At 70.0% G+C, this 25,419-nt stretch carries 15 protein-coding genes and 1 riboswitch; of the genes, 7 read left to right on the top strand and 8 right to left on the bottom strand.

From position 1 onward, the window contains the following. Positions 1 to 58: 58 nt before the first annotated feature. The 4 genes from ACREPD_RS15935 to ACREPD_RS15950 all read right to left on the bottom strand — a co-directional run bounded on the left by ACREPD_RS15935 (position 59) and on the right by ACREPD_RS15950 (position 14,118). Positions 59 to 3,556 carry an ATP-binding protein gene (locus tag ACREPD_RS15935; protein WP_431600249.1) on the bottom strand — a complete coding sequence of 1,166 codons (3,498 nt, stop codon included), beginning with the start codon at positions 3,554 to 3,556 and terminating at the stop codon, positions 59 to 61. A gap of 155 nt (positions 3,557 to 3,711) precedes the next feature. Next, entirely contained in the window at positions 3,712 to 6,933 is a 3,222-nt protein-coding gene (locus ACREPD_RS15940; RefSeq protein ID WP_431600235.1) for a hybrid sensor histidine kinase/response regulator, read from the bottom strand. Beyond that, positions 6,930 to 10,406: an ATP-binding protein gene (locus tag ACREPD_RS15945; protein WP_431600236.1), complete on the bottom strand. Its 3,477-nt coding sequence runs from the start codon at positions 10,404 to 10,406 to the stop codon at positions 6,930 to 6,932. Before ACREPD_RS15945 ends, ACREPD_RS15940 begins: the two co-directional genes overlap by 4 nt. A gap of 160 nt (positions 10,407 to 10,566) precedes the next feature. Further along, positions 10,567 to 14,118 carry an ATP-binding protein gene (locus ACREPD_RS15950; RefSeq protein ID WP_431600237.1) on the bottom strand — a complete coding sequence of 1,184 codons (3,552 nt, stop codon included), beginning with the start codon at positions 14,116 to 14,118 and terminating at the stop codon, positions 10,567 to 10,569. A 142-nt stretch (positions 14,119 to 14,260) separates the two neighbouring features. Here ACREPD_RS15950 and ACREPD_RS15955 point away from each other — a divergent pair, with 142 nt between their 5' ends. Genes ACREPD_RS15955 through ACREPD_RS15965 form a run of 3 tightly spaced genes read left to right on the top strand, consistent with a single transcriptional unit; the run spans position 14,261 to position 16,100 of the window. Continuing rightward, positions 14,261 to 14,959: a YceI family protein gene (locus tag ACREPD_RS15955; RefSeq protein ID WP_431600238.1), complete on the top strand. Its 699-nt coding sequence runs from the start codon at positions 14,261 to 14,263 to the stop codon at positions 14,957 to 14,959. Next, positions 14,956 to 15,528 (top strand): cytochrome b, encoded by a 573-nt coding sequence (locus ACREPD_RS15960; RefSeq protein WP_431600239.1) that lies wholly within the window; start codon positions 14,956 to 14,958, stop codon positions 15,526 to 15,528. The genes ACREPD_RS15955 and ACREPD_RS15960 overlap by 4 nt, the downstream gene beginning before the upstream one ends. Positions 15,529 to 15,530: 2 nt before the next feature. Then, the gene (locus ACREPD_RS15965) at positions 15,531 to 16,100 is read left to right on the top strand and encodes a YceI family protein (protein ID WP_431600240.1); all 570 of its coding nucleotides are present in this window, start codon (positions 15,531 to 15,533) and stop codon (positions 16,098 to 16,100) included. A gap of 45 nt (positions 16,101 to 16,145) precedes the next feature. Here ACREPD_RS15965 and ACREPD_RS15970 read toward each other — a convergent pair whose 3' ends face one another. Next, positions 16,146 to 16,373 (bottom strand): glutaredoxin family protein, encoded by a 228-nt coding sequence (locus tag ACREPD_RS15970; protein WP_431600241.1) that lies wholly within the window; start codon positions 16,371 to 16,373, stop codon positions 16,146 to 16,148. Positions 16,374 to 16,459: 86 nt separating this feature from the next. On the opposite strand from ACREPD_RS15970, the gene ACREPD_RS15975 reads away from it, so the two are divergent. Both ACREPD_RS15975 and ACREPD_RS15980 read left to right on the top strand, forming a co-directional pair. Next, on the top strand, positions 16,460 to 17,842 hold the full coding sequence (locus tag ACREPD_RS15975; protein ID WP_431600242.1) for an L-serine ammonia-lyase: 1,383 nt from the start codon (positions 16,460 to 16,462) through the stop codon (positions 17,840 to 17,842). Between the two features lie 103 nt (positions 17,843 to 17,945). Then, positions 17,946 to 18,947, top strand: a complete 1,002-nt coding sequence (locus ACREPD_RS15980; protein WP_431600243.1) for an alpha/beta fold hydrolase — start codon at positions 17,946 to 17,948, stop codon at positions 18,945 to 18,947. A gap of 182 nt (positions 18,948 to 19,129) precedes the next feature. Here the strand turns inward: ACREPD_RS15980 and ACREPD_RS15985 are convergent, their stop codons facing one another. Genes ACREPD_RS15985 through metX form a run of 3 tightly spaced genes read right to left on the bottom strand, consistent with a single transcriptional unit; the run spans position 19,130 to position 22,463 of the window. Beyond that, on the bottom strand, positions 19,130 to 20,197 hold the full coding sequence (locus ACREPD_RS15985) for a homoserine dehydrogenase (RefSeq protein WP_431600244.1): 1,068 nt from the start codon (positions 20,195 to 20,197) through the stop codon (positions 19,130 to 19,132). Beyond that, positions 20,194 to 21,438, bottom strand: a complete 1,245-nt coding sequence (locus ACREPD_RS15990) for an O-succinylhomoserine (thiol)-lyase (protein ID WP_431600245.1) — start codon at positions 21,436 to 21,438, stop codon at positions 20,194 to 20,196. The genes ACREPD_RS15985 and ACREPD_RS15990 overlap by 4 nt, the downstream gene beginning before the upstream one ends. Further along, the gene (gene metX, locus ACREPD_RS15995; protein WP_431600246.1) at positions 21,435 to 22,463 is read right to left on the bottom strand and encodes a homoserine O-succinyltransferase MetX; all 1,029 of its coding nucleotides are present in this window, start codon (positions 22,461 to 22,463) and stop codon (positions 21,435 to 21,437) included. The genes ACREPD_RS15990 and metX overlap by 4 nt, the downstream gene beginning before the upstream one ends. A gap of 79 nt (positions 22,464 to 22,542) precedes the next feature. Further along, positions 22,543 to 22,662: riboswitch (SAM riboswitch) on the bottom strand. A gap of 135 nt (positions 22,663 to 22,797) precedes the next feature. Here metX and ACREPD_RS16000 point away from each other — a divergent pair. After that, entirely contained in the window at positions 22,798 to 23,688 is an 891-nt protein-coding gene (locus tag ACREPD_RS16000) for a M23 family metallopeptidase (protein ID WP_431600247.1), read from the top strand. A gap of 75 nt (positions 23,689 to 23,763) precedes the next feature. Further along, positions 23,764 to 25,368, top strand: a complete 1,605-nt coding sequence (locus ACREPD_RS16005) for a peptide chain release factor 3 (RefSeq protein ID WP_431600248.1) — start codon at positions 23,764 to 23,766, stop codon at positions 25,366 to 25,368. Positions 25,369 to 25,419: the final 51 nt, after the last annotated feature.

The raw sequence follows: 25,419 nt of genomic DNA on the forward strand, positions 1-25,419 counted from the left end.
CTGTTAGTCCGCTGCATGCCAGGGCAGCGGACTAACAGTCCGCTCTACCGCATCCGAATTACCCCCGCGCATCCACCAACACCCGCGCGATCGCCTGCTCCAGCAGGTCGCCGGTAACCGGCTTGCGCAGGAAACCCTGTATGCCGGCATCGCGCACCTGCTGTTCGACGCCCGGGTCGGTGCGCGCGGTGACGGCAACCAGCGGCATCTCATAGCCCTGGTTGCGCAGGTGCCCGGCCAGCTCCATGCCGCCCAGCCCCGGCAGGTCCAGGTCGAGCAACGCCACGTCGAACGGCCCATCGCTCACCTCGCGCAACGCCGCCAGCGCATGCCCGGCATGCACCACCTGGTGCCCGCGCGCGCCCAGCAGCCCCACGATCACGCTCGCCACCGTCGCGTCGTCCTCGACCAGCAGGATGCGCAGCGGCGGCAACGGCTGCCCTTCGGCCACACCGGCGGCGCCAACCGTGTCGTCCGCCATCTGCAGCGGCAACGGCAGCGTGACGCTGAAGCGCGTCCCTACCCCGAGCTGGCTTTCCACGCCGATCTGCCCCTGCATCGCCAGTGCCAGTTCGCGGCAGATCGCGAGGCCCAGGCCACTGCCGCCATACTGCGCCGCCGTGCGCGCACCATCGGCCTGTTCGAAGCGGCGGAACAACCGCTGCTGCTGGTCGGCACTGATGCCCGGCCCGGTATCGGAGACCTCGAAGTACAGCCCGCGGTCCGGCGCCAGCGCGCGCACCTTGAGGCGCACCTCGCCATGGCGGGTGAACTTCACGGCGTTGCCCAGCAGGTTGAGCAGGATCTGCCGCACCCGCACCGCATCGCCGACGCTGCAGGTGCCCGGCGGAAGCGCATTGTCGACCACGAACCGCAGCTGCTTCTGGCCGGCCAATGCCGCCATCAGCATGCATACGTCGTCGATCACTCCCTGCAGCGGGAAGGGCTGTGCCTGCAGTTGCAGCCGCCCGGACTCGATCCGAGCCAGGTCCAGCGCATCGTTGACCAGATGCAGCAGGTGTTCGCCGGCATGCCGGATCGACTCGGTGTAGCTGCGTTGCTCCGGACTCAGCGGCGAGCTCAGCAGCAGTTCGCTCATGCCCAGCACGCCGGTCATCGGCGTGCGCACCTCATGGCCCAGGTTGGCCAGGAAGCGGGTCTTGGCGGCCGAGGCCTGCTCGGCCAGTTCCTGCTTGTGCAGCGCCAGCTGGTAGGCATGCCGGCGCTGCAGGCGACGCCGGTACAGCCAGGCGAACAGGCTCATCAGCAGCAGCGCGACGGAGGTCAGCACCAGCAGGCCCGACAGGCTGCGCCACCACGGCGGCTGCACGCGGAAATCCAGTACCTGCACCCGTGACCAGACCAGGTCGGCCGAGCGCGCCTGCACTTCAAGCCGGTAACGCCCCGGCGGCAGGCGGGAAAACACGCGTTCGCCGCCCGGGCCCACTTCCACCCAGTCCGGGTCATAGCCAGCCAGGCGGTAGCGGTAGCTGTTGGACGAGGAATCGGCGAAGGACAGCAGCCGCGCCACGATGCGCAGGTCGCGATCGGCGTCGGCAATCTCCAGCGGCGCCAGATGGGTCAGGTCGAGCACGCGCTCGCCACGGCGCACTTCCACCCGCTCGATCACCAGCGGGGCCCGGCGGGTGGCCGGCCGCACCTGGTCCGGGTCGAACAGCACCACGCCCGCCGGCGTGCCCCCGGCGACGTGCCCGCTGGCGGTACGCACCAGCGTGTTGCGGCGGAATTCCTGGCTCGGCAGGCCATCGCGTACGCCGTACTGCCGCACGCTGCCCTGCTTGGCATCCACGCGGATCAGTCCGCGCGCGCTGGCGGCCCATACGATGTCCTGTGCGTCCACCACCAGCCCCGTCGCCGACAGCTCCGGGTACCCGGCGGCGCCACCCACCACGCCCAGCCGTTCGAGCTGGGTGCCATTCCAGCGGTATCGGGTCAGTCGCCCTTCCTCAGAGACCCAGACGCTGTCGTCGTTGGCGCGTGCCATGGCCAGGACGCTGGTGGCCGTGGCGCCGCGCAACGGTTCGAAGGTCGCGCGCGTGGACACCCAGCGCATCAGCCCCTGGCTGGTGGCCAGCCACAGCTGGTCCTGCGGTCCGCACAGCAGGCCCTGCACCAGTTGCCCGGCGGCCAGGCCGGCCTGACCGGGCGCCATCTGCTGCAGCACGCGCCCATCCAGGTCGCGCTGCTGCAGGCCACCCGACGAATTGCTCCACAGCAGGCCGCCATCGCAGAGCACCAGCGACTCCACCACGCCGTCCAGCACGCGGTCGGCCGACGCATCGCGCCCCCAGCGTCGCAGCGAGGCATCCTTGGGGTCGTAGCGCAGCAGCGCCTCGTGCGATCCGATCCATACCTGGCCGCGCGCGTCTTCCACCACCGCCTGCAGCCACTGTGAGCCGTCCACCCAGGTGCGGTGCTGTTCGATACGGCCGGTAACCGGGTCGAAGCGGTCCAGCGCGCCATGCGTGCCCACCGTCCATACGCCGCCATTGGCCGACGCGGCCATGCCCAGCACATAGCCGTTGCGCAGCGAGGCGGGATCGTCCTCGAGCCGCGACAGCACCGAGAACTGCCACCAGCGTGGCAGCAGATGCCACAGGCCGCTGTTGGTGCTGGCCAGCCAGATCCCGCCTTCGCGGTCTTCATAGGCGCCGGTCCAGTTGGGCCGGACCTGGCCGCGCGCGACCGCACTGTACAGCGGCACCTGCTGGAACTGGTTCTGGTAGGCGCGGCCAAGTCCGGAGCGCGTGTCGAGCCAGTAGCCGCCCTGCTCATCGCGCAGCATCATGCCCAGCACCTGGTCGTTCTCGCCCACCTTCCACGGTGCCGGTTCGAAGCGACCGTCGGCACGCCGCACCACCACGCCGGCGTTGGTGCTGATCCACAGGCTGCCATCCAGCTCGGCGGTCAGGCCGTTGATCACCTGCACCGGCAACAGCGCGGCGGGCACGCGCTCGAAGTCGTGCCCGGTCCAGCGCGCCAGCCCGGCCTTGGTACCCACCCACAGGCTGCCGTCGCGGGTCGTGGCCATGTGGGTGACCGAGTCCGCCGGCAGGCTGCGCGGATTGCCGGGTTCGGGCATGTAGCGGGTGATCGTGCCGTCGCGATCCATGCGATGCAGCCCGCCGCCGTAGGTCCCGAACCAGAGCGCGCCGTCACCGGTGGATGCCAGGCTCCAGACCGTGTTGCTGCCGATCACCGGGTGGCTGGTGCGGTCGAAGAAGCGCAGCTCGCGCCGGTCCGCCGACATCATCGCCAGGCCCGCATTCTCGGTGCCGATCCACAGCTGGTTGCGCGCATCCACATGCACGCTCCATACGTGGTTGTCGCGCAGCCCATCGCCGGCGCGCCAGATCCGGTAGTTGCGTCCGTCGAAACGCGCCAGCCCGTCGTTGGTGGCCAGCCACAGGTACCCGTAGCCGTCCTCGGCCATGCGGTTGACGGTATTGGAGGGCAGGCCGTCGAACACCGTCAGCTGTCGCGGTGTAGGTGGTACCGGTTGCGCCACCAGCAGCGACGGCCACAACCACAGCATCCCGAACAGGAGCAGCCAACGCAAAGGCACCACCAATGGTTCTCCCGGAGCGGTTCAAGGCCGGGCCGCGCAGCGCGGGACCGGGCAGGACCCGTCGCAACTGGCCCGGGTCGGTGGGGTAGATGGTAAACGCTTCGCCCGGCAGCGACGAACCCTCAGCCCGGGCCCGCCTCGTGCAGCGCCGCGCGCAGCGCAGCGCTGCAGGTCGGCTTGCGCAGCAGCGCGCTCGCGCCGGCGGCCATCACCTGCCCCGCCAGCCCAGGCGTATCCCTATCGCTCATCGCCAGCACCGGCGCGTGGAATCCCTGTGCGCGCATCAGGGCGAGCAATGCCAGCCCATCCAGACCGGGCAGCGCCAGATCCAGCATCACCAGATCCACCGGCGCCGCGGCCAGTTCGGCCAATGCGGCCAAGGCGTGCGGCACATGCACGGCCTGGTGCCCCAGCTCGGCCAGCAGCCGGCAACCGAGCGCGGCGGTGGCCGCATCGTCATCCACCAGCAGCACCCGCCTGCCCGGCCCGGGCGGCGGCATCGCATCGCGCCCGTCCCGATCCTGCGGTGGCAGCGCGGCCGGCAGTGGCAGGCTGACCAGCACCCGCCACTGCCGGCCAGCCCCGGCATGCACGCGCAGCCTGCCCCCCAGCGCGCGGGTCATGCGCCGGGCGCGGGCCAGCGCCGCGGACAATGCCGCCGGGGTGGGTGCCGGGATGGCCGCGCCCACACCCGACGCGGGGGGCAGATGCCGGTTGGCGGTGCCGCTGGCCGCGAAGTCCAGCAGCAGCCCCTCGCGCCCGGGCCGCCAGCCGACCTGCAGGACGAGCCGCCCGGCGCCGGTCCGCGACACCAGCGTGGAGGCCACGCTCTCCATCATCTGGATCAGACGGTCCGGATCGCCCTGTGCATACGCGGCCGGCGCCACGTGCACGCACAACGCCACCGCCGTGCCACGCCTGCACAGAGGCAGCACCTGGCGGGCGAGCCACTGTCGGTGCGTCTGCGCCACATTGAACACCCGCGACTGCACCGGGGCGCAGCCCGCCTCCAAGCGCGCCTCATCCAGGGCCTGGTTGACCCGCTGCAGCACGCGCAACCCACCCTCCCGGATCCGCTCCATCTGTTGCCGCTGGGGCGCGTGCAACGGGGAGTCCAGCAGCAGCTCGCTCATGCCGAGCATCCCGGTCAGCGGCGTTCGCACCTCATGGCCCAGGGTCGCCAGGTACTGTTCCTTGGCATGCGCCGAGCGCACGGCCAGCGCCGCGCGCTGCTCCGACGCCTGCGCGCGGCGGGTTCGTGCCAGCCGCCGCAGGGTGGCCCACGTACCGCCGCCCAACAGCAGTGCCCCGGCCGCAACACGCAGGCCAAGGGTTGCCGGGTGATGCCAGCCGCTGCGCTCCACCTGCAGCTGCAGGGCGTGCGTGGCCGACCAGCGGCCATCGCCCAGCCGCGCCTGGAATTCCAGGCGGTGTTCGCCGGGCGGCAACTGCGGGAAGCCACGGGTGCCGCTGCGCCCCACGCGTATCCACTCCCGGTCCAGCCCGCACAGACGGAAGCGGTACTGCTGGCCCGCCTCCACCGCCGTGCCGAGCAGCCGGATGCTGACCTGGATGTCGCGGTCGCCCGGCCGCAGGTGCAGCGTCGGCTGCGGCGCCAGCACCTGCAGGTGTCCGTCGCGATGCACCTGCACCCGCTCGACCACCAGCGCCGGTTCGCCCGGACAGGCGGTCAACCCCGCAGGATCGAAGCGCACCACGGCGCCCTGCGGATGCAGCGCCAGCATGTGCGCACCGTCGGCGCGCAACTGCGCATTGAATACCGCTTCGGGAACCCCGTCGCTGCGCGTGTACAGGCGCACCTTTCCCTCACGCGGGCGCAGGCGCAGCAGGCCCCTGGCGCTGGTCGCCCAGACGGCGCCGTGTGCGTCGCTGGCCAACGAGGTCAGCTGCAGCGGTGGCAGGCCCTCCCGCGCGTCCACGAATATGCCGGGCCGCGCGACCGTGCCGGTGACCTGGTAGCGGCGCACGCTGCCGGCGCCGGCGATCCACAGCGCGCCGTCATCGGCAACGTGCAGTGCGCTGATCTCACCGTGCACGCCCGACACCCGCTGCAGGCGCCCCGCCGTCCAGCGCGCCAGCCCCAGGCGCCCGCCCCACCACAGCCCTTCGGCGCCGTCGCAATGCACCACCCCGCCGTCGTCCCGCCCAGGCGGAGCCTGCGCATCCCTGGGCCAGCGGCGTACGGGGGCACTGTCGGGGGGAAAGCGCTCGATCACCTGCGCGCTGATCCGCCAGCGGCTGCCGTCCGCACACTGCAGCGCCTGCATCGGCCGCGCGGCGTCCAGTCGCATCGCATCCCGTTCGGGCAACGCGGGCGCCGTGGTGCCGGCCGGCATGAAGTGGCGCCAATGGGGCGGCAGCCGCCACACCCCCCGCTGCATTCCGAGCAACCAGACGCCACCGTGGCGGTCTTCGAGCGCCGACCGGAAGTGCGGCGCCGCGTGGCTACCCGTCACGGCGACGGTCGCGCCATGCAGCGGCCCGCCATCGCCTTGCCAGACCTGCGCGCCATCGCCCAGCCAGGGTCCGCCGCGGCGTGCCGCGGCCAGTGGGCGCGTGTCGGCGCCGGCATCCACCGGCTCCAGGCGCCCGCCGGGCGTCGACCGCCACGGCCCTGCCGCGCCCCCGACCCACAGTCGCCCACCGGCATCGACCCGCAGTGCGGTGACGGGCGCGGTGCGCAACAACGCCGGTTCGGGCGCAAGGAAACGACCGTCGCGCCAGCGCACCAGGCCATTGGGCGTGCCCACCCACAGCGTGCCATCGGCGGTCATCGCCAGATGCTCGACCGTGCGGTCGGGCAGCCCATCGCCACGCCGGGTGGGCAGGAACTGCCGCAGCCGTCGTTCCGGCCCCAGTCGAAACAGGCCTGCGTCGCGCGTGCCAAACCAGACGACACCGTCGGGGGCAGGAAATACGACGCTGATCGCGGTGCCCGCCAACGCCGGGAAGCGCGCGCCATCGAATACGTCGATGTGTTCGCGATCGACCGACATCCGCATCAGCTGGCCGTTGCCCGTGCCCATCCACAACTGGTCCCGCGCGTCGGCGGCAATGGCCAGCAGCTCGTTGTCCGCCAGTCCCTGCTCCATCCGCCACACCCGGAAGCGATGCCCATCGAAGCGGGCCAGTCCGTCTTCCGTGGCGAACCACAGATAGCCCTGGCGGTCTTCCACCAGCTGGCGCACGGCGCTGGAGGGAAGTCCGTCGGCGCTGGTGAACGGCACTGCGTTGTGAGGGGTTGCCAGCGCTGCGCCGGCGAGCAGCAGGCCCAGCAGCAGCCCGCACAGCGACCGCGCCGCAGCGTGCCCTGCAGCGCTCATGCACGCGCCCGGCATTGCGCAAGCCCGGCCGCCAGCCGCGCGCTGGTCACGGGCAGGCGCAGAAACAGCTCGAAGCCTCCGGCGCGCGCATCGCGTTCGGCGCAGGCATCGGCACGCGGCGTCAGCGCCAGCCGCGGCACGCCTGGCCACAACCAGGGCAACCGCGCACTGAGCCGGGCGCCGTGCACCAGCATGTCCGGATCGGTGGCGATCAAGTCCCACGGCCCGGGATCGACATCGCGCAACCAGGCGTCCAGGGTGTCCACGCCGGTGACCCGGTGCCCCTGTGCGCGCAGCAGCGCGCAGACCACGTCGACCGCGCTGGCCGACGGCAACAGCACCATCACCCGGAGGCTGCAGGGCGCCTGCACGGTGCCGCCGCCTGCAGGAGGCGACGCCGCTGGCGCATCCAGCGCGCGCGCCCACGGCAACACGAGCTCGAACTGCGTGCCACGGCCCGGCTGGCTCTCCACCGTGATGTCGCCGCCCATTGCCCGGGCCAGTTCCCGGCTGATCGCCAACCCCAGCCCGCTCCCGCCATGGCGCGCCGCCGTCTGCGCGCCCTCGGCCTGGCTGAAGCGCTGGAACAGCCGTTGCACCTGGTCGGCGCTCATGCCCGGGCCGGTATCGGCCACGCACAGAACCAGACCGCGACCCTCGGGCCCGGCACGCGCGCTCAGGCTGACCTGCCCACGGGTGGTGAACTTCACCGCGTTGCCCAGCAGGTTGAGCAGGATCTGGCGCAGGCGCTGGACGTCGCCGTGGAAACCCGCCCGCGCATCCAGGCTGTTGCTCCAGTGCAACGCCACCCCCTTGCCGTCCGCCGCCGGCTGCTGCAGCGCGTACAGCTCGTGCAGCAGGGGCGCCAGTGCGAACGGGGTGCCCTGCAGCTGCAGCCGCCCCGACTCGATGCTGGCCACGTCCAGTGCGTCGTCCATCAGGTGCAACAGGTGATGCCCCGCCCGCTGCAGGCTGCCCACCTGTTCGCGCTGGATCGGCGACAGCGGGGACTGCAGCAGCAACTCGCTCCAGCCCAGCACCGGCGTCAGCGGGGCGCGTATCTGCCGGCCGAGGTCGGCCAGGAAGCGGCTGCGCTGTGCCGAGTCCTGTTCGGCCCGTTGCCGCCCGGCACGCGCCTGCCGGCGCCGGGCGCGACGGCGCCGCTGGCGCTGCTGCAGGCGCGCCGCCAGCACCACCAGCGCGCAGAGCGCGGCGGCGATCGCCGCGCGGCCCAGGCCACTTTCCCACCACAGCGGCTGCACGCGCAGCGATACCTGCCGCACCGCCGACCACGGTCCCTCGGCGTGCCGCGCCTGCATCAGCAGGGTATGTTCGCCAGCCGGCAGGCGTGCGAACAGCCGCTGGGCCACCGGCCCGGTATCGATCCAGCCCGGGTCCTGCCCGGGAAGCCGGAACCGGTGCTGGATGCGGTCCGGGTCGCCCCGGCCGAGCAGGCTGACCGCAACCCGCACGTTGCGGTCGGCGGTGCTCAGCTGCACCGGCGACGCGTTCAACGGCACCGGCAGCAGGCGGCCATGGCGACGCCGGCTCATGGCCTCCATGACCAGCACCGGCGGGCGATCCGGCTCGCGCAGCCCGCGTGGATCGAAGGCCAGCAGCCCGCCTTCCCCCATCCCCGCCAGCAACGCCCCCGACCCGAGGCGCAGCAGTGCCTGGCTGAGCACCTCCTGCACCGGGAGGCCTTGGCTGACGCCCAGCACCCGCACGTCACCCTGGCGCGGGTCGACGCGCACCAGCCCGCGCGCCGTGCCTGCCCACGCCGCGCCATCGCGTCCCACGGCGAGCGCGTCCGCGCGCAGCTGCGGGTAGCCCTGTGCCGCATCGATACGACGCAGCCGCCGCAGGCCCTCTTCGCCGGGGCGGTAGTGTTCCAGCGCGCCCTGGCGGCTGATCCAGAGCGTGCCGTCGTCGGCCTCGGCAAGCGCGACCGCACTTCCGCCGCTGTCGCCATCGACCGGCTCGAAACGCTCGCGGGCCGTTGACCAGCGCTTGATGCCCGTTGGGTCGGTCGCCCATACGTGGCCATCGCGCGCGCACAGCAACTGACGTGCCGGCACGTCGGCGGTCAGACCCAGGGCCGTGGGCGTGCCGCTGCGCAGCAGCGTCCCCGTCGTCGACCACTGCTGCAGCGCCTGCGGATGCGCCAGCCACAGCTGCCCGGCCGCGCAGCTGCTCAGGTTGAGCGCTGCCGGGCGCGTTCCCACGCCCGTACGCCACTCCTGGCGCTGGCGGCGCACCGGGTCGTAGCGGACGAGTCGGTCCCCGCTGGCGATCCAGAGCTGGCCGGCGGCGTCCTCGGCCAGGCCCACCGGCAACGCGCTGTCGCCTCCGCGTGCGTGGTCGAGGTGGTCGATGCTGCGCCCGCTGCGCAAGTCCAGACGATGCAATCGTCCGCCGCTGCCGGCCACCCACGCGTGGTTGTCTCCCGATGCCGCCAGCGCCATCACGGGGCCACCCGGCAGTGCGGTGAACTGCCGCCAACGCGCCGGGAGCCACCACACGCCGTGCCGCTCGGTGACCCACCACAGGTCGCCGTGGCGATCCTGCAACGCCTGCCGCACCCGCACCGGACCCGGTGCCGCGCCGGCTGCTGGACGCAGCGCAACCGGATGCACTCCGCCGCCGTCGCGACGCTGCAGCACGCCCTCGCGCTGCTGCCAGAGCGTCGCGTCGGCACTGCGCAGCACGCTGCGCATCGGCAGCGGGCCGGCGCGTACCTGCTGGCTGGCGTCGAGCACCCAGGTTCCGCGCGAGGTGGCTACTTCGATCCCGCCCTGCGGGTCTGCCCACAGCGACAGCAGCTGCGTAGTCGCCGGAAATGGCAGCGGCACGGACACGAAGGTATCGCCGTTCCAGCGCCACAGGCCACCGCCCGACGCCACCCACAGTGCGCCTTCTGCATCGCGAGCCAGCATGCGCACCGCATGATCCTGCAACGGCTGGCGTTGCCAGCGCGCGCGTCGCGGTGACAGGCCATACAGGCGCTGATCGTCACCGATGACCCAGACCCAGCCATCGCGGCTGCTCGTCACCTGACGCAGATGCCCCGTACGGACGGCCGGCGGGGCGGAGGCATCGACACGCAGGAAGCCGTTGCGGCTGGCCCCCATCATTACCAGCCCACGGGTGGCCGTGCCCAGCCAGAGCCGGTCCCGCGCGTCCACATGCACCGAGCGCAGGTCCACATCGGGCAGGCCTTCGTCGTGCCGCCACAGCCGGTAGCGCTGTCCATCGAAACGCATCAGACCGTCGCTGCCGGCCAGCCACAGATAGCCGGTGGCATCTTCGGCGATCTCGCGCACATGCGGATCCGGCAGCCCATCGGTGGCGCCCAGCTGGCGCGGCCACGGCACCTGCACGACCACGGCGAAGGCCTGTGCGGACCAGGCCAGGCACACGACCAACAGCAGGGTTCCCAGTTGCCCGCGCAGGGCGACTCGCGGACGCTTCACCGTCTACCGCAGCGGCAACATTCTCATCCCTGTCACGGTAGGACCCGCGTCGCCAGGTTGCACCGGGCAATCTGTAAACAGGTCACACGGCTGCGAATCAAGTTTTAGATTGATTGAGGGATTCGATAACACACAGGCTATGAAGTGGCATCGGCCACGCTCAGCCGGCGGCGGCCCGGGCCGCGCGCGCCTGGGCGATGGCATCCACCAGCAGGTCGCCCGTGACCGGCTTTCGCAGGAAGCCGTCGAACCCGGCCGCCAGCACCTGCTGCTCGGCGTACGCATCCGAGCGCGCGGTCACGGCGACCAGCGGCAACTCATAGCCCATCGCCCGCAACTGCCCAGCAATCGCGATGCCGTCCAGCGCCGGCAGGTCCAGGTCGAGCAGGCCGACGTCGAAGTCACCGGCGGCCACTTCCGACAGCGCGGCAAGACCGTGCAGCGCGTGCACCACGGCATGCCCGCGTGCGCGCAACAGCCCGGCGATCACCTCGGCAACGGTGGCATCGTCTTCCACCAGCAGGATGCGCAGCGGCGGCAGCTCGATCCGGGCACCGTCCGGCGCCGCGGAGCTGGCTGCGCCCTGGCGCTGGCTCCATGGCAGCGGCAGGTGCACGGTGAAACGCGCGCCGTGTCCCGGCTGGCTGTCGATGCCGATGCGCCCGCCCATCGCCACCGCCAGTTCCTGGCAGATGGCCAGGCCCAGCCCACTGCCGCCGTAGCGTGAGGCGGTACGCGGGCCATCGGCCTGCTCGAAGCGGTGGAACAGGCGCTGCTGCTGGTCCTCGTTGATGCCGGGACCGGTGTCGGAGACCTCGAACACCAACCCCATGCCATCGGCCAGCAGTTCGACATCCAGGCCCACGTGCCCCTGCTCGGTGAACTTGATCGCGTTGCCCAGCAGGTTCATCAGGATCTGCCGCACGCGCATCTCGTCGCCACTGACCTGCACCGGACCGGGCAGGTTGAAGCTGCGCTCGAAGGCCAGCCCGCGGTGATGCGCCATCGGCTCCATCAGGGCTTCCACCTGCGTAAGCATCGACATCAGATCGAAAGGACGGATGTCCAGCTCCAACCGGCCGGCTTCAATCCGCGCCAGGTCCAGCGCATCGTTCACCAGCCGCAGCAGGTGCGTGCCTGCGTGTTGAATGGATGCGGCATAGCCGCGCTGCAGGTCGTCCAGCGGCGTTGCCAGCAACAGCTCGCTCATGCCCAGCACGCCGGTCATCGGCGTGCGCACTTCGTGCCCCAGCGTGGCCAGGAAGCGACTCTTGGCCTGCGACGCCTGCTCGGCGATCTGCTGCTTGTGCACGGTCAGCTGCCACTGCTGCCGGCGACGCAGCCGCGCACGGGTGACCAGCAGCAGCAATGCGATCAACAGCAGCCACAGCACCAGGTAACCAAAGATGGCCCAGCCGCTGCGCCACCACGGCGGCTGCACCTGCACGCTGATGGTGCGCGACGGCGTCCAGTCACCGTGGGCCGTGGCGGCCTGCACATCGATGGCGTACTGGCCCGATGGCAACCGCGACAGCAGGCGCTCGCCGCTGGCGTTCTGCATCACCCAGTTCTGGTCGTAGCCCGAGACGCGGTAGCGGTAACGGTTGCCCATCGGGCTGGCATAGGACAGCAGTCGCGCGGAGATGATCAGGTCGCGGTCGTCCGGCCCCAGCAGCAACGGTGCATTGACCGGCAGCGACTGCTGGCCTTCGGCGTCGTCGCGACGCACCTGGATGTTGTCGATCACCAGCTGCGACGGCGGCAGTTGCAGATCGGCCGCGTTCGGGTCGAAGCCCACCAGGCCGGTCGCGGTGACGGCCAGCACGCGTCCATCGGCGCCACGCACCGGCGGGCGCCCACTGAACTCGGCGTCCGGCAGCCCATCGCGTTCGCCATACAGGCGCAGGCGACGCTGCTGCGGATGCCAGCACAGCAGGCCGCGCGGCGTGGTCGCCCATACCTGCCCGTCGCGGCCGAGCACCAGACCGCCCATCGACACCGGCGGCACGCCCTGTGCGGCACCGACCCGCTCGCGCAGGGTCATGCTCAGGCCGTCCCAGCGGTAGCGCTCCAGGCTGCCGTTGCGCGCCATCCAGACGTCGTCGGGACTTGCCCAGGCGATGTCGAACACCATTCCCGCGGAAACGCCGGGCACCCGTTCGAAGCGATTTTCCTGCCAGCGCAGCAGGCCCATGTCGCCCATGATCCACAACTGGCCGCGCGGATCGAACCCCATCTGTTCGACCGGGTTCTCGGTCAGACCCCGCCCCTCCTCGATCCGGATGGATTCGAGCAGCTCGCCGTTTGCATCGCGGCGCTGGATGCCGAAGCTCATGATCGACAGCCACAGCTCGCCGTTGGGGGCCTGACGGATCAGGTCGATGCGCTGACGCACGTCCGAACCTCCGCCGATCTTCCATTCGCGCAGCTGTCCGGACTTCGGCTGGTACAGGCCCAAGCGGCCGGCGCGGCCGATCCACAGCGCGCCGTCGGCACGCGGCAGCACCGCCCAGATGGCGCCGACGCCCAGCTTTTTCTCGTCGGCAATCTGGCTCAGGCGGGCGCTGTCGTCCAGGTGGTAAAGCCCGTGTGCGCCGGCGATGTAGTACGCATTACCGGCGGCCCCGACCCCCAACAGGTAAACGCTGTCCAACGGCTTGCCGTCGAGCTGGTACCAGGTGGAGAAACGCTTCCAGTCCGGCGGCAGATAGGCCAGGCCTTGGGTCAGCATCGCGACCCACAGGCCACCTTCATGGTCCTGCAGCATGTCCAGCACGCCGCTGCGTTCGGTCAGGAAGCCACTGCCACCGTCGCCGGCCAGCAGGCGCAGGTTCTGCTCGTCGCCGCGGTACAGGCCATCGGCCGTGCCCAGCCAGTAGCCACCGTTGCGGTCGTGCACCACTGCGGCCGCGCGGACATCGGCGCTGAGCGTCCACGGTGCCGGGCGCACGCTGCCGTCGGTGCCGATACGGAACAGGCCGCCCTCGGTGCCGGCCCAGACCGTGCCGTCCGGGTCGCGGGTCAGGCGAAAGACGCTCTTGCCGCCGAGCACGGACGGCGCGATGCGGGTGAAGCCGCGCCCGTCCCAGCGGGCCACGCCGCTGCCGGTGCCGACCCACACACGGCCCTGGGGATCGGCCAGCATGCTGTAGATGGTGTCGTCGGGGAGACTGTGGGGATCGGCCGGGTCGGCCTGGTAGCGCTGCAGCGTGCCGTCCTCGTCGCGCCGGCAGATGCCATGCCGATTGGTGCCGATCCACAGCGATTTGGCCGCGTAGGCCAACGCCCAGAACTGGCCTTCGCAGTGCTCGTTGAGCTCGGGGAAGCGCTCGAAGCGCTCGCGCCCGGGTCCCAGCATGCTCAACCCCACGCCATTGCTGCCGACCCACACCCGGTCCAGCGGATCGACCAGCAGCGTTTCGATCTCATTGCCGGGCAGCGAACCGGGATCGTCCGGCGCATGCCGCCACACGCGCAGGCCCACGCCGTCAACACGGGCCAGGCCATCGTCGGTGGCCGCCCATATGTACCCCCGGCGATCCTGCGCCAGCGCCAGCACCATGCGGGAAGGCATGCCTTCGGCTGCACCGAAGCGGCGCATGCGCGGTGTTTCTGCCGATGTCCCTGCGGCCCACAACGCTGACGGCACCGAACACAACGCCAGTGCCAGCAGCACGATGCCTGCCCGCCAACCGCGCGTGCTCAACGCCATCGAGTTCTCCCTGTTGCCCGCGATTGTCACACAGTGCGCTGCACAACGCCCCGGCCCCAGCCGGCTGGCCGCACCACGATCTGTTGCAGCCATGGTGCTGCCAGGCATCACGGGGCAACGCGTATGATCGGCCCAGCCCTGAATGGAGCCGGCCGTGAACCAGCGCCTGACCCTTGCCCTGCTGTTGTGCATCGCCCCCTGGGCGGTAAGCGCCGCTCCTGACACCTACCGCCTCGACCAGGTGCACACGCGGGTGCTGTTCGCGGTCGAGCACGCCGGCTTCTCGCAGGCACTGGGCACGGTGTCGGGCAGTGAAGGCACCCTCGCCTTCGATGCCGACGACTGGCGCAGCGCCACGCTCACCGTCAGCGTGCCACTGCAACGCCTGGACCTGGGCGACGACAAATGGAACAAGGCCGCCCTGGCGCGCAACCTGCTCGATGCCGAGCGCCATCCCGAGGCACGCTTTGTGTCCACCCGCATCGAGCCGATCGATGCCACCCACGCGCGGGTGGTTGGCGACCTGACCCTGCATGGCGTCACCCAGGAGGTGACGCTCGAGGTAACGCTCAACGCGGTCAAGCGCCACCCGATGCCGCCGTTCCGTCGCACCGCCGGCTTCTCGGCCACCACCACGCTGAGCCGCAGCGCCTTCGGCGTGGATGCCTGGCCGTCGATGATCGGCGACCAGGTGCAGCTGCGTATCGAAGCCGAGGCCGTGCGCGACCGCAGCGCCACCGATCCGCAGGACACACCGTCCGTCGAAGAACCGGGAACTCCGGTACCGGCCGACGACTCCGAGATTCCATCCACTTCGCCCGCCCGGAAGCGCTCGCCATGACCACCCGAAACACCCGTGACCGCTGGGGCACTGTCAGCGAGGGCCTGCATTGGCTGATCGCCGTGCTCATCCTCGTGCTGGGCATCGTCGGCCTGACGATGGGCGAGCTGCCCCGTACCCCGAAATACTTCTGGGTGTATACCGCGCACAAATCCTTGGGCATCACCGTGCTGGCGCTGGTGGCGCTGCGCCTGGGCTGGCGCCTGTATGCCGGTGCCCCTGAGCCGGTGCCCGGCACGCCGACCTGGCAGGAACGCATCGCCTCGGCCACGCACTGGCTGCTGTACGTGCTGATGTTCGCGCTGCCGTTGTCCGGCTGGATCTACGATTCGGCCAGTGGCCTGCGTCCGTTCCGCTGGTTCGGGCTGGTGGACGTGCCCAAACTGGTCGCACCGGACCCGGCGGCGCGTGACATCTCCCACGCCATCCACGAGTGGGGCTTCTGGCTGCTGATCGCGGTGGTGGTCGCACACGCCGGCGCCGCTCTGTACCACCACTTCTTCCAACGCGATGCCACGCTGGCGCGCATGCTGCCGCAGCGCTGGATCGCCTCCCCCCAGAAGGATTGACGATGAACATCAAACTCACCTCCCCCGCCGCCGTCGCTGCCGCGCTGGCCGGCCTGATGGCCACCGCCCCGGTGCTGGCCGCCGATTACGTGCAGGCCCCGGGTGCCGGTTCGCACCTGGCCTTTGCCACCAAGTACGACGGCGAAGTGTTCACCGGCAAGTTTCCGGGCTTCTCGACCAAGATCAGCTTCGACCCGGCCAACCCGGCCGCGGGCACGCTGGACGTGACCATTCCGCTGGCAGGTGCCGAGACCGGCAATGGTGACCGCGATTCAACGCTGAAGACGGCCGACTTCTTCAACGTCGCCAAGTTCGCCACGGCCAGGTACACCGCCAAGGGCTTCACCAAGAGCGGCGACAAGTACGTCGCCAATGGCACGCTGGAGCTGCGCGGGGTGAGCAAGCCGGTCACCTTCACTTTCGAATGGAAGCCCGGTGCCAACCCGGAACTCAAGGGCAAAGCCACGGTCAAGCGCTTGGACTTCGGCGTAGGCCAGGGCGACTGGAACGACACCAAGACCATCCCGGATGAGACCGCGATCAGTACCGTGGTGAAGCTGCAGGCTAAATAACCCCCTTGGCGGTTCGGCGTCCCTAGTGCCGGCCAACGGCCGGCGCTACCGGTGGTCCGTCATCCACGCCGACAGGGTGGAGGCGTCGAACGGCCAGTCCAGTTCCCGGCCCTGCCCGTCGCGCAGGACCGGTACCCGGCTGCCATAGCGCGTCTCCAGGGCCACGTCGTCGTCGATGAACACACTGTCCAGCCCGGGCACCCGGGCCTGGGCCAGGACCGTCAGGGCCAGGTCGCAGAGATGGCAGTCGTCGCGCTGGTACAGGATGAACATGGCGCCCCTATGTTGCGTTGCAGCCAGGGTGGTTGCTGCGGAAAGCATAGAATAGCGCTCCATCCGATACCCGCAGTTTGGCAATCATGGCTGTCAGCACGTTCGACGTTTTCAAGATCGGCATTGGCCCGAGCTCCTCGCACACCGTAGGGCCGATGAAGGCTGCCGAACGCTTCGTGCACCGCTGGCTGCTGGACCCGGGCTGCCTGCAGGACGTGGTGCGCATCCGCGCCGACGTCTACGGCTCGCTGGCACTGACCGGTCGCGGCCATGGCACCGACAAGGCCGTGCTGCTGGGCCTGGAGGGCCAGCGCCCGAACCTGATCGACCCGGACATCATTCCCGCCACGCTCGAGCGGATCCGCAGCAGCAAGCGCATCCGGCTGATGGGCACCCATGAAATCGCCTTCGACGAGAAGCGCGACCTGGGCCTGAACAAGCGCCAGAAGCTGCCCTACCACACCAACGGCATGCGCTTCACCGCGTACGACGCGCAGGACCAGGTGATCGCCACGCGCGATTACTACTCGGTGGGCGGCGGCTTCGTGGTCAACCAGGACGACGCGGCCGATGACCGCATCGTGCCCGATGAAACCCCGCTGCCCTACCCGTTCAAGAGTGGCGACGAACTGCTGGCCCAGACCGCGCGCAGCGGCCTGAGCATCGCCCAGATGATGTTCGAGAACGAGAAGTGCTGGCGCAGCGAAGACGAGATCCGCGAGCAGCTGCGCGAGATCTGGGACGCCATGCAGCAGTGCGTGGCCCGTGGCATCCGCCAGGAAGGCACCCTGCCGGGCGGCCTGCAGGTGTCGCGCCGCGCACCGGCGCTGTACCGCGAGCTCTCTTCCAAGCCGGAAGCGGCCATGCGCGATCCGCTGACCACGCTGGACTGGGTGAACCTGTACGCACTGGCGGTGAACGAAGAGAACGCGGCCGGCGGTCGCGTGGTCACCGCGCCCACCAACGGCGCGGCCGGCGTGCTGCCGGCGGTGCTGCACTATTTCGACCGTTTCTGCCCGGGCGCCAACGAGCAGCGTGTGTTCGACTTCCTGCTGACCTCGGCCGCCATCGGCATCCTGTACAAGGAAAACGCCTCGATCTCCGGCGCCGAAGTCGGCTGCCAGGGCGAGGTAGGCGTGGCCTGCTCGATGGCCGCCGGCGGCCTGGTCGCCGCGCTGGGCGGCAACCCGAGCCAGATCGAGAACGCCGCCGAGATCGGCATGGAACACAACCTCGGCCTCACCTGCGACCCGATCGGCGGCCTGGTGCAGATTCCCTGCATCGAGCGCAATGCGATGGGCGCGGTCAAGGCGATCAACGCCTCGCGCATGGCGATGCGTGGCGACGGCAAGCACAAGGTCTCGCTGGACAAGGTGATCAAGACCATGCGCGACACCGGCCGCGACATGCAGGACAAGTACAAGGAAACCAGCCGCGGTGGCCTGGCGGTAAACGTCATCGAGTGTTGATGAGGTCTGCCGGGCAGAGCCCGGCACCACGGTTCGGTTGGGGCAGAGCCCCACGCGACCGTGCGACGACGGTTATGCTGACGGTCCCCTATTGGAGACCGCCATGCGCATCCTGGCCGCTGCCCTGCTTGCCTGCCTGCCCCTGACCGGCCTTGCCGCCGACACCTACGACGCGCGCCTGCAGGCGTTCGACTACGGCTGGCCGGTCAACACGTTCCGGCTGGATTCGCAGCGGCAACCGCTGGAAATGGCCTACCTGGATGTACCGCCGGCCGGCCGCGCGCTGGTGGGGACGGTCGTGCTGCTGCACGGCAAGAACTTCTGCGCGGGGACCTGGCGTGACACGATCACCGCGTTGAGTGCGGCCGGCTACCGCGTCATCGCGCCGGACCAGATCGGCTTCTGCAAGTCCAGCGAGCCGCTGCGCTACCAGTATTCGTTCGGCCAGTTGGCCGCCAACACCCAGGCCCTGCTCGCCCATCTCAAGCTGGACACCACCAAGGTGGACCTGGTCGGCCACTCGATGGGCGGCATGCTGGCCACGCGCTTTGCGCTGATGTACCCGCAGCAGATCCGCCAGCTGGCGCTGGTCAATCCGATCGGGCTGGAAGACTGGAAGGCCAAGGGCGTGCCGTGGCGCAGCGTGGATGCGTGGTATGCCAATGAGCTGAAGACCAGCTTCGACAGCATCAAGAAGTACCAGTTGGAGGTGTACTACAACGGCGACTGGACGCCGGAGTACGAGCACTGGGCACGCATGCAGGCCGGCATGTACGCCGGCCCGGGCAAGGAGGCCGTCGCATGGAGCCAGGCGCTGACCTCGGACATGGTGTTCAACCAGCCGGTGGTCTACGAACTGCCCAACCTGCGCGTGCCCACCACGCTGCTGGTGGGCCAGAAGGACCGCACCGCGATCGGCCGTGACCTGGCGCCTGCTGCGTTGAAGGCGACGCTGGGCGACTACCCCGCGCTGGGCAAGGCGGCGGCTGCGGCGATTCCAGTTGCAACGCTGGTGAGCTTCGACGAGCTCGGCCATTCGCCGCAGGTGCAGGATCCCGAGCGGTTCAATGCGGCCTTGTTGGAGGCGTTGTCGGGCAGGAAGTGATCCTGCCAGACAACGCGAGGTACCGGGTACCACGGGCGTAGAGCCACGCCGTGCGTGGCTGCGCGGTGCCGGAACGAAGAGCAGCCACGCCTGAATCACGTTCCGTTGCGGCGGGAGGTTCCGCGCGCATGGCGATGCGTTCATCGAATCGGCGCCCGTCGGTCAAATGGCGCGGCGTGGCTCTACGCCTTTGCTATCCGCAACACATCGTCCAGCAATGCCGCGGCGGTTACGTCGGCGCCTGCGCCCGGTCCCTGGATCAGCAGCGGTTGCGCGCTGTAGCGGTCGCTGTGGATCGCCACGCGGTTGTCGGTCTGGGCGCCGCCGGCCAGGGGATGGTCCAGCGCCACTATGCGCAGGCCGACACGGGCGCCATCACGATCGAAGCCGCCGATGAAGCGCAGGCAGCCGTTCTGCGCGCGTGCCTGCTCCCAGTGCCGTTGCAGCGGTGCATCCAGCAGCGACAGCTGATCGATGGCCGCCGCGACCGGCAACGAAGCCAATGCATCGGGCACCAGCGATGCAACCTGCACCTGCTCGGCGCGCAGCGCGATACCGCTGGCGCGGGCCAGGATCAGCAGCTTGCGGCGAACGTCTTCGCCGGACAGGTCCACGCGCGGATCCGGTTCGGTGTAGCCGGCGTCGACCGCCTCGCGTACCCACGCAGAGAACGGGCGCTGGCCATCGTAGTGATGGAACAGCCAGGCCAGTGACCCGGACAGCACGCCCTCCACCCGGTGGATGTGGTCGCCGCCCGCCACCAGCCCGCGCAGGCTGCTCAGCAACGGCAGCCCGGCACCCACGGTGGCACTGTCGCCATAACGCGCGCCGCCGCCGTGGCCACTGTCGGCGATGGCCTGCGCGCGTGCCAGCTGCGCGCCCTGCCCCAGCTTGTTGGCGGTTACCACGTGCACGCCGCGCGCCAGCCATTGTTCATGCCAGTTGGCCACGTCGTCGCTGGCGGTGGCATCCACCACCACGTCCCCGCGCTGCAGGCCCTCGGCCTCGGCCCAGGGCTGCACCGCCGGCGCACTGCGCTGGGCGCGGTTGGCCTCGGCCAGTTCCTGTTCGGGCAACCGTTCGCAGGCACGTGCCGTGCGTGAGTTGGCCAACCACGAGAACTGCGGCAGCGCGATGCCGCGCGACTGCAGCGCCTGGTAGCGCTGCACGAACGCGGTGCCTACCGTGCCCGTGCCCAGCAAGGCCAGCCGGCGCGGCTGCGCACGCGTGAACGGAACCACCGCGCTCATGCGTCCACCTGTTTGCGCCGCGCCGCCTGCGACTGCAGGTCGATCACCGCCTGCGCGCGCTCCAGTCCGGCCTGCAGGTCGGCGACCAGGTCTTCCAGCGCTTCGATGCCGACCGACAGGCGCAGCAGGCCCTCGCCGATGCCGGCATGTGCGCGCGCCTCGGCGGTCATCGCCGCATGGGTCATGGTGGCCGGGTGCGCCACCAGGCTCTCCACGCCGCCCAGCGATTCGGCCAGGGTGAAGCAGCGCAGGCCATCGACGAACGCGCGCACCGCCGCGTGCGGATCATCGCCCGGGCAGGAGGCCAGTTCGAACGACAGCATCGCGCCGAAACCACTCTGCTGGCGCGCGGCGATGGCGTGGCCCGGATGCTCGGCCAGACCGGGGTAGTACACGTTCGCCACCGCGTCGCTGGCGGCCAGCAGCTCGACGATGCCGGCGGTGTTTTCCTGGTGCACCCGCAGGCGGGCACCCAGCGTGCGCAGACCGCGCAGGGTCAGGAACGCGTCGAACGGCGAGCCGGTCAGGCCCAGCGCATTGGCCCACCACACCAGCTGCTCATGCAGCGCCGGGTCGCGTGCGATCACCGCGCCGCCGACCACGTCGCTGTGGCCGTTGATGTACTTGGTGGTGGAGTGCAGCACCACATCGGCACCGAAGGCGATCGGCTGCTGCAGTGCCGGCGACAGGAAGGTGTTGTCCACCACCACCTTGGCACCGGCCTTGTGCGCGGCGTCGATCACGAAGCGCAGGTCGGTGATGCGCAGCAGCGGATTGGACGGGGTCTCGATCAGCACCAGGGTCGGCGAGCCGGCCAGTGCCTCGGCCAGCGAACGCGGGTCGGTCAGGTCGGCGGTGACCAGAGTGAAGTGACCCTTCTTCGCCAGTGCATTGAACAGGCGCCAGCTGCCACCGTACGCGTCGTGCGGCACCACCAGCGTATCGCCCGGCTGCAGCAGCGCGTTGAGCACCAGGTTGATGGCGCCCATCCCGGTCGAGGTGATGACGCCACCGGCGCCCCCCTCCAGCTCGGCCAGCGCCTCGCCCAGCAGGTCGCGGGTCGGGTTGCCACTGCGCGTGTAGTCGTACTGGCGCTTGTTGCCGAAACCGTCGAAGCTGAAGTTCGAGGACAGCACGATCGGCGGGGTCACCGCCCCATGCGCGGTATCACGGTCGATGCCGGCGCGCACGGCGGCGGTGACACGGCTACAGGACGGCTCGGAACCGGTGGACAGACTCATGCGTTTTCTCCCGGGAGGCGGAATGCGTTGGCGAGGATCGCGTCGATGCGATCGGTTTCTTTCAGGAAGGCGTCGTGGCCGTACGGCGAGCGCAGTACGCGCAGGCTGCCGTGCCGGCCCAGCCCTTCGACCAGGCCGACCAGGTCGGCCAGCGGCACCAGGCGGTCGCCTTCGACAGCCACCACCACGGTGGGCACGTCGATCGCGGCGGGGTCGACGCGGTGCAGGTCGATGGATTCGGACAGCCGCAGGTACGCCTCGACCGGGGTGCGCGCGACGTACTGCGCGCCCGCCGCGTCCAGGTAATCTTCGGCGGCCACGCGCACGCGGCCATTCACCACTTCCGGCGCGGCATCGAAGCGCTCGCCGAACTCTTCGGGGGTGCGGTAGCTGAGCATGGCGAACTGCCGGGCCAGTGCCAGCCCGTGGCTTTCGGCGCACTGCAGCTGGCCCAGCGCGACCGCACGGCGCTGCAGCGCGCGCCAGGCCGCCGCATAGGGATGCGGGCGATGCGCGCCGCTGACCGCGACCAGCTTGAGCAGGCGCTGGCGGTGGCGCACCGCGAACTGCTGGCCGACCAGCGCGCCATAGGAGTAGCCGACGAAGCACTGCAGCTGGGCGATCCCCAGGTGGTCCAGCACGAGCAGCAATGCGTCGGCCTGGTCGGCGGTGTCGATCGGCAGGTCGAGCGCGCCGTCGGCGCCGATGAAGTCGAAGGCCAGGATGCGCAGCGACGCCGGATCGAGCGTGCGGCCGGCGCCGACCAGGCCCTCGGCCCAGCCCTTCTCCGTGAACTCGCCGTTGGCGGCCACGTGGCGGTGCGCGGAGATGCCACCGGCCAGCACCACCACCGGCGCCTCGGCACGGCCGACCAGTTCGTAGCGCAGCCGTACCGGTCGCGGGCCCCCGTGGCGCATCGACAGGATCGCGGCGATTTCGCCGCGCACGGCGCTGCGCCCGGCATCAACCGGAACGCTCAGCGGGGCGAAGGAGTCGGTAGCAACGGCGGCGGTGGCGAAAGGCATGGCGGTATCCCGATAAGGAGAAACGGCCATCGAGCTTTCGCGGAGCTCGCGTTCGAAGCGCACGCACGGTGCACGGTTCGAACCATCTTTCGGAAGACACCACGGTCTCCGCAGGATTTGGCACCTACGCAGGTCGCTTTCGCGTCTGCGGGCTGCCCCGGCTTCAAAAGGCCTGTCCCTCTGCCGGTCTCGATGGTGGAGCCACGATGCCAGCCTCCCGGCGGCATGTCAATCCTTTCATCGGGATGAAGCGATATAGTTTTTTCTCATCAGCCCACTTTCCTGAACGGATGCAGTTGCGTAGAGTCCGCGCACCCTCAGACGAAGACCGACGATGCGCCGCCCCCTGCTGCTGTCACTCCTGCTGTGCCCCCTGGTATCACTGGCGTCCGGCGCCCCTGCGGCGCAGGCGTGGCGCTCTGGCTGGGGGCTGGTCCAGCAGGCCGATGGCGCTCCGCAGGGACCCACCGCCGGCGGCATTGCCTCGGTGAAGCTGGAAGGCGGGGCCAGCCGCTGGCAGGCACGTGTCGACAACCACCTGGCCGGCCCGGTCCAGATCGCCCTGCGCCAGGACGCCGGCGCGGCGCTATTGCCGGGGCTGCCGATGCAGGCGGTGCTGCCCGGATCGGCCAGCGTGGTGGTGGTCCGCCTGCAGCTGCCGCCGGATACCGAACGCCTGAACCTGCTGCTGGACGCGGTGCCGGGCGATCCGGCCGCACGCCCGCGCGACGTGGCCTACCAGCTGCCCTTCGATGCGAAGCGCTTCCAGGTGACCCAGGCGCCGCAGGGCCGTTTCAGCCACAGCGACGCCGAAAACAGCGATGCGGTGGATTTCGCGCTGCCGGAAGGCACGCCGGTGCTGGCCGCGCGGGCCGGCAAGGTGATGCAGGTACAGGGCAATTTCACCGCCAATGGCCGCGACCCGGCGCGCGACCGCGCGCGGGCCAACTTCATCCGGGTGCTGCATGACGACGGCAGCATGGCCGTCTACGCGCACCTGCAGGCCAACGGGGTGCTGGTGCGCAGCGGGCAGCGGGTCGAGGCCGGGCAGCGTATCGGGGTCTCGGGCAACACCGGTTACAGCACCGCGCCGCACCTGCACTTCGTGGTGCAGGTCAATGTGGGCATGCAGTTGCGCTCGATTCCGGTCCGGATCGTGGCCCCGCAGGGCGAGCTGCACTTCGCGCGTGAAGAGGCCGATCCGGGGCAGGCGGCATCCCCCTGACCCGCCGACAGCGGCGGCCCGGTATAATCGTCGGCTTATCTCTTTGAAAAGCGCCCCGGGCGGGCGCGTCACGCCATGTCCGAAGTCGCTACCGAAGCTGCGCGCCGCCGCACCTTCGCCATCATTTCCCATCCTGACGCCGGCAAGACCACGCTGACCGAAAAGCTGTTGCTGTTCGGCGGTGCGATCCAGATGGCCGGTTCGGTCAAGGGCCGCAAGGCGGCCCGGCATGCCACCTCCGACTGGATGGCGCTGGAAAAGGAACGCGGCATCTCGGTTACCTCGTCGGTGATGCAGTTCCCGTACGAAGGCAAGATCGTCAACCTGCTCGACACCCCAGGCCACGCCGACTTCGGCGAGGACACCTACCGCGTGCTGACCGCGGTGGACTCGGCGCTGATGGTGATCGACGTCGCCAAGGGCGTGGAAGAGCGCACGATCAAGCTGATGGAAGTGTGCCGCCTGCGCGACACGCCGATCATGACGTTCATCAACAAGCTGGACCGCGAAGGCAAGGAGCCGATCGACCTGCTGGATGAAGTGGAAAGCGTGCTCGGGATCCAGTGTGCGCCGGTGACCTGGCCGATCGGCATGGGCCAGCGCCTGAAGGGCGTGGTACATCTGATCAGCGGCGAAGTGCACCTGTACGAGCAGGGCCGCAATTTCACCCGGCAGGACTCGACGATCTTCCCCTCGATCGATTCGCCCGGCCTGGCCGAGAAGATCGGCGAGCGCATGCTGGCCGACCTGCGCGACGAGCTGGAGCTGGTGCAGGGCGCCAGCCACCCGTTCGACCTGGAGGCCTATCTGGCCGGCCGGCAGACGCCGGTATTCTTCGGTTCGGGCGTGAACAATTTCGGCGTGCAGCCGCTGCTGGACTTCTTCGTCGAGCATGCGCCGTCGCCGCAGCCGCGTGCCACCACCGGCCGCGTGATCGCGCCGCAGGAAAACAAGCTGACCGGCTTCGTGTTCAAGATCCAGGCCAACATGGACCCGCAGCATCGCGACCGCGTGGCGTTCATGCGCGTCTGCTCCGGCCGTTTCGTGGCGGGCATGAAGACCTTCCACGTGCGCACGGGCAAGGAAATGAAGCTGGCCAATGCGCTGACGTTCATGGCCAGCGACCGCGAGATCGCGGCCGAGGCGTGGCCGGGCGATGTGATCGGCATCCATAACCACGGCACGATCTCGATCGGCGACACGTTCACGGAAGGCGAGGCGGTCAGCTTCACCGGCATTCCGAACTTCGCGCCGGAACTGTTCCGCCGCGCGCGGTTGCGCGACCCCCTGAAGCTCAAGCAGCTGCAGAAGGGCCTGGCGCAGCTGTCGGAGGAAGGCGCAACGCAGTTCTTCCGCCCGCTGATGAGCAACGATCTGATCCTGGGCGCGGTCGGCGTGCTGCAGTTCGACGTGGCGGCCTACCGCCTGAAGGACGAATATGGCGTGGAAGCGACGTTCGAGCCGGTCAGCGTGACCACGGCGCGCTGGGTCACCTGCAGCAATGAGAAGAAGCTGGAAGAATTCCGCGAGAAGAACGCGGGCAACCTCAGCATCGACGCGGCGGGCCAGCTGGTCTACCTGGCCCCGACCCGGGTCAACCTGCAGCTGGCGCAGGAACGCGCGCCGGACGTGCGCTTCGCGGCGACCCGCGAGGCAGCGCACAGCGTGTCGGTGTCCTGACCGGACACGCTTGAACGATGGCGCGTGCATGCACGTGCCATCGTTCAAGCG

The organism is Stenotrophomonas sp., from assembly GCF_050737075.1.
GTDB lineage: Bacteria > Pseudomonadota > Gammaproteobacteria > Xanthomonadales > Xanthomonadaceae > Stenotrophomonas.

Excerpts from the sequence above, each read along its gene's own strand:
- ACREPD_RS15975 (WP_431600242.1), top strand. The coding sequence starts at position 16,460 with ATGGCTGTCAGCACGTTCGACGTTTTCAAGATCGGCATTGGCCCGAGC.
- ACREPD_RS15980 (WP_431600243.1), top strand. The coding sequence starts at position 17,946 with ATGCGCATCCTGGCCGCTGCCCTGCTTGCCTGCCTGCCCCTGACCGGC.
- ACREPD_RS15960 (WP_431600239.1), top strand. The coding sequence starts at position 14,956 with ATGACCACCCGAAACACCCGTGACCGCTGGGGCACTGTCAGCGAGGGC.
- ACREPD_RS15985 (WP_431600244.1), bottom strand. The coding sequence starts at position 20,197 with ATGAGCGCGGTGGTTCCGTTCACGCGTGCGCAGCCGCGCCGGCTGGCC.
- metX (WP_431600246.1), bottom strand. The coding sequence starts at position 22,463 with ATGCCTTTCGCCACCGCCGCCGTTGCTACCGACTCCTTCGCCCCGCTG.
- ACREPD_RS15990 (WP_431600245.1), bottom strand. The coding sequence starts at position 21,438 with ATGAGTCTGTCCACCGGTTCCGAGCCGTCCTGTAGCCGTGTCACCGCC.
- ACREPD_RS15970 (WP_431600241.1), bottom strand. The coding sequence starts at position 16,373 with ATGTTCATCCTGTACCAGCGCGACGACTGCCATCTCTGCGACCTGGCC.
- ACREPD_RS15940 (WP_431600235.1), bottom strand. The coding sequence starts at position 6,933 with ATGAGCGCTGCAGGGCACGCTGCGGCGCGGTCGCTGTGCGGGCTGCTG.
- ACREPD_RS16000 (WP_431600247.1), top strand. The coding sequence starts at position 22,798 with ATGCGCCGCCCCCTGCTGCTGTCACTCCTGCTGTGCCCCCTGGTATCA.
- ACREPD_RS15955 (WP_431600238.1), top strand. The coding sequence starts at position 14,261 with ATGGAGCCGGCCGTGAACCAGCGCCTGACCCTTGCCCTGCTGTTGTGC.
- ACREPD_RS16005 (WP_431600248.1), top strand. The coding sequence starts at position 23,764 with ATGTCCGAAGTCGCTACCGAAGCTGCGCGCCGCCGCACCTTCGCCATC.
- ACREPD_RS15965 (WP_431600240.1), top strand. The coding sequence starts at position 15,531 with ATGAACATCAAACTCACCTCCCCCGCCGCCGTCGCTGCCGCGCTGGCC.
- ACREPD_RS15935 (WP_431600249.1), bottom strand. The coding sequence starts at position 3,556 with ATGCTGTGGTTGTGGCCGTCGCTGCTGGTGGCGCAACCGGTACCACCT.
- ACREPD_RS15950 (WP_431600237.1), bottom strand. The coding sequence starts at position 14,118 with ATGGCGTTGAGCACGCGCGGTTGGCGGGCAGGCATCGTGCTGCTGGCA.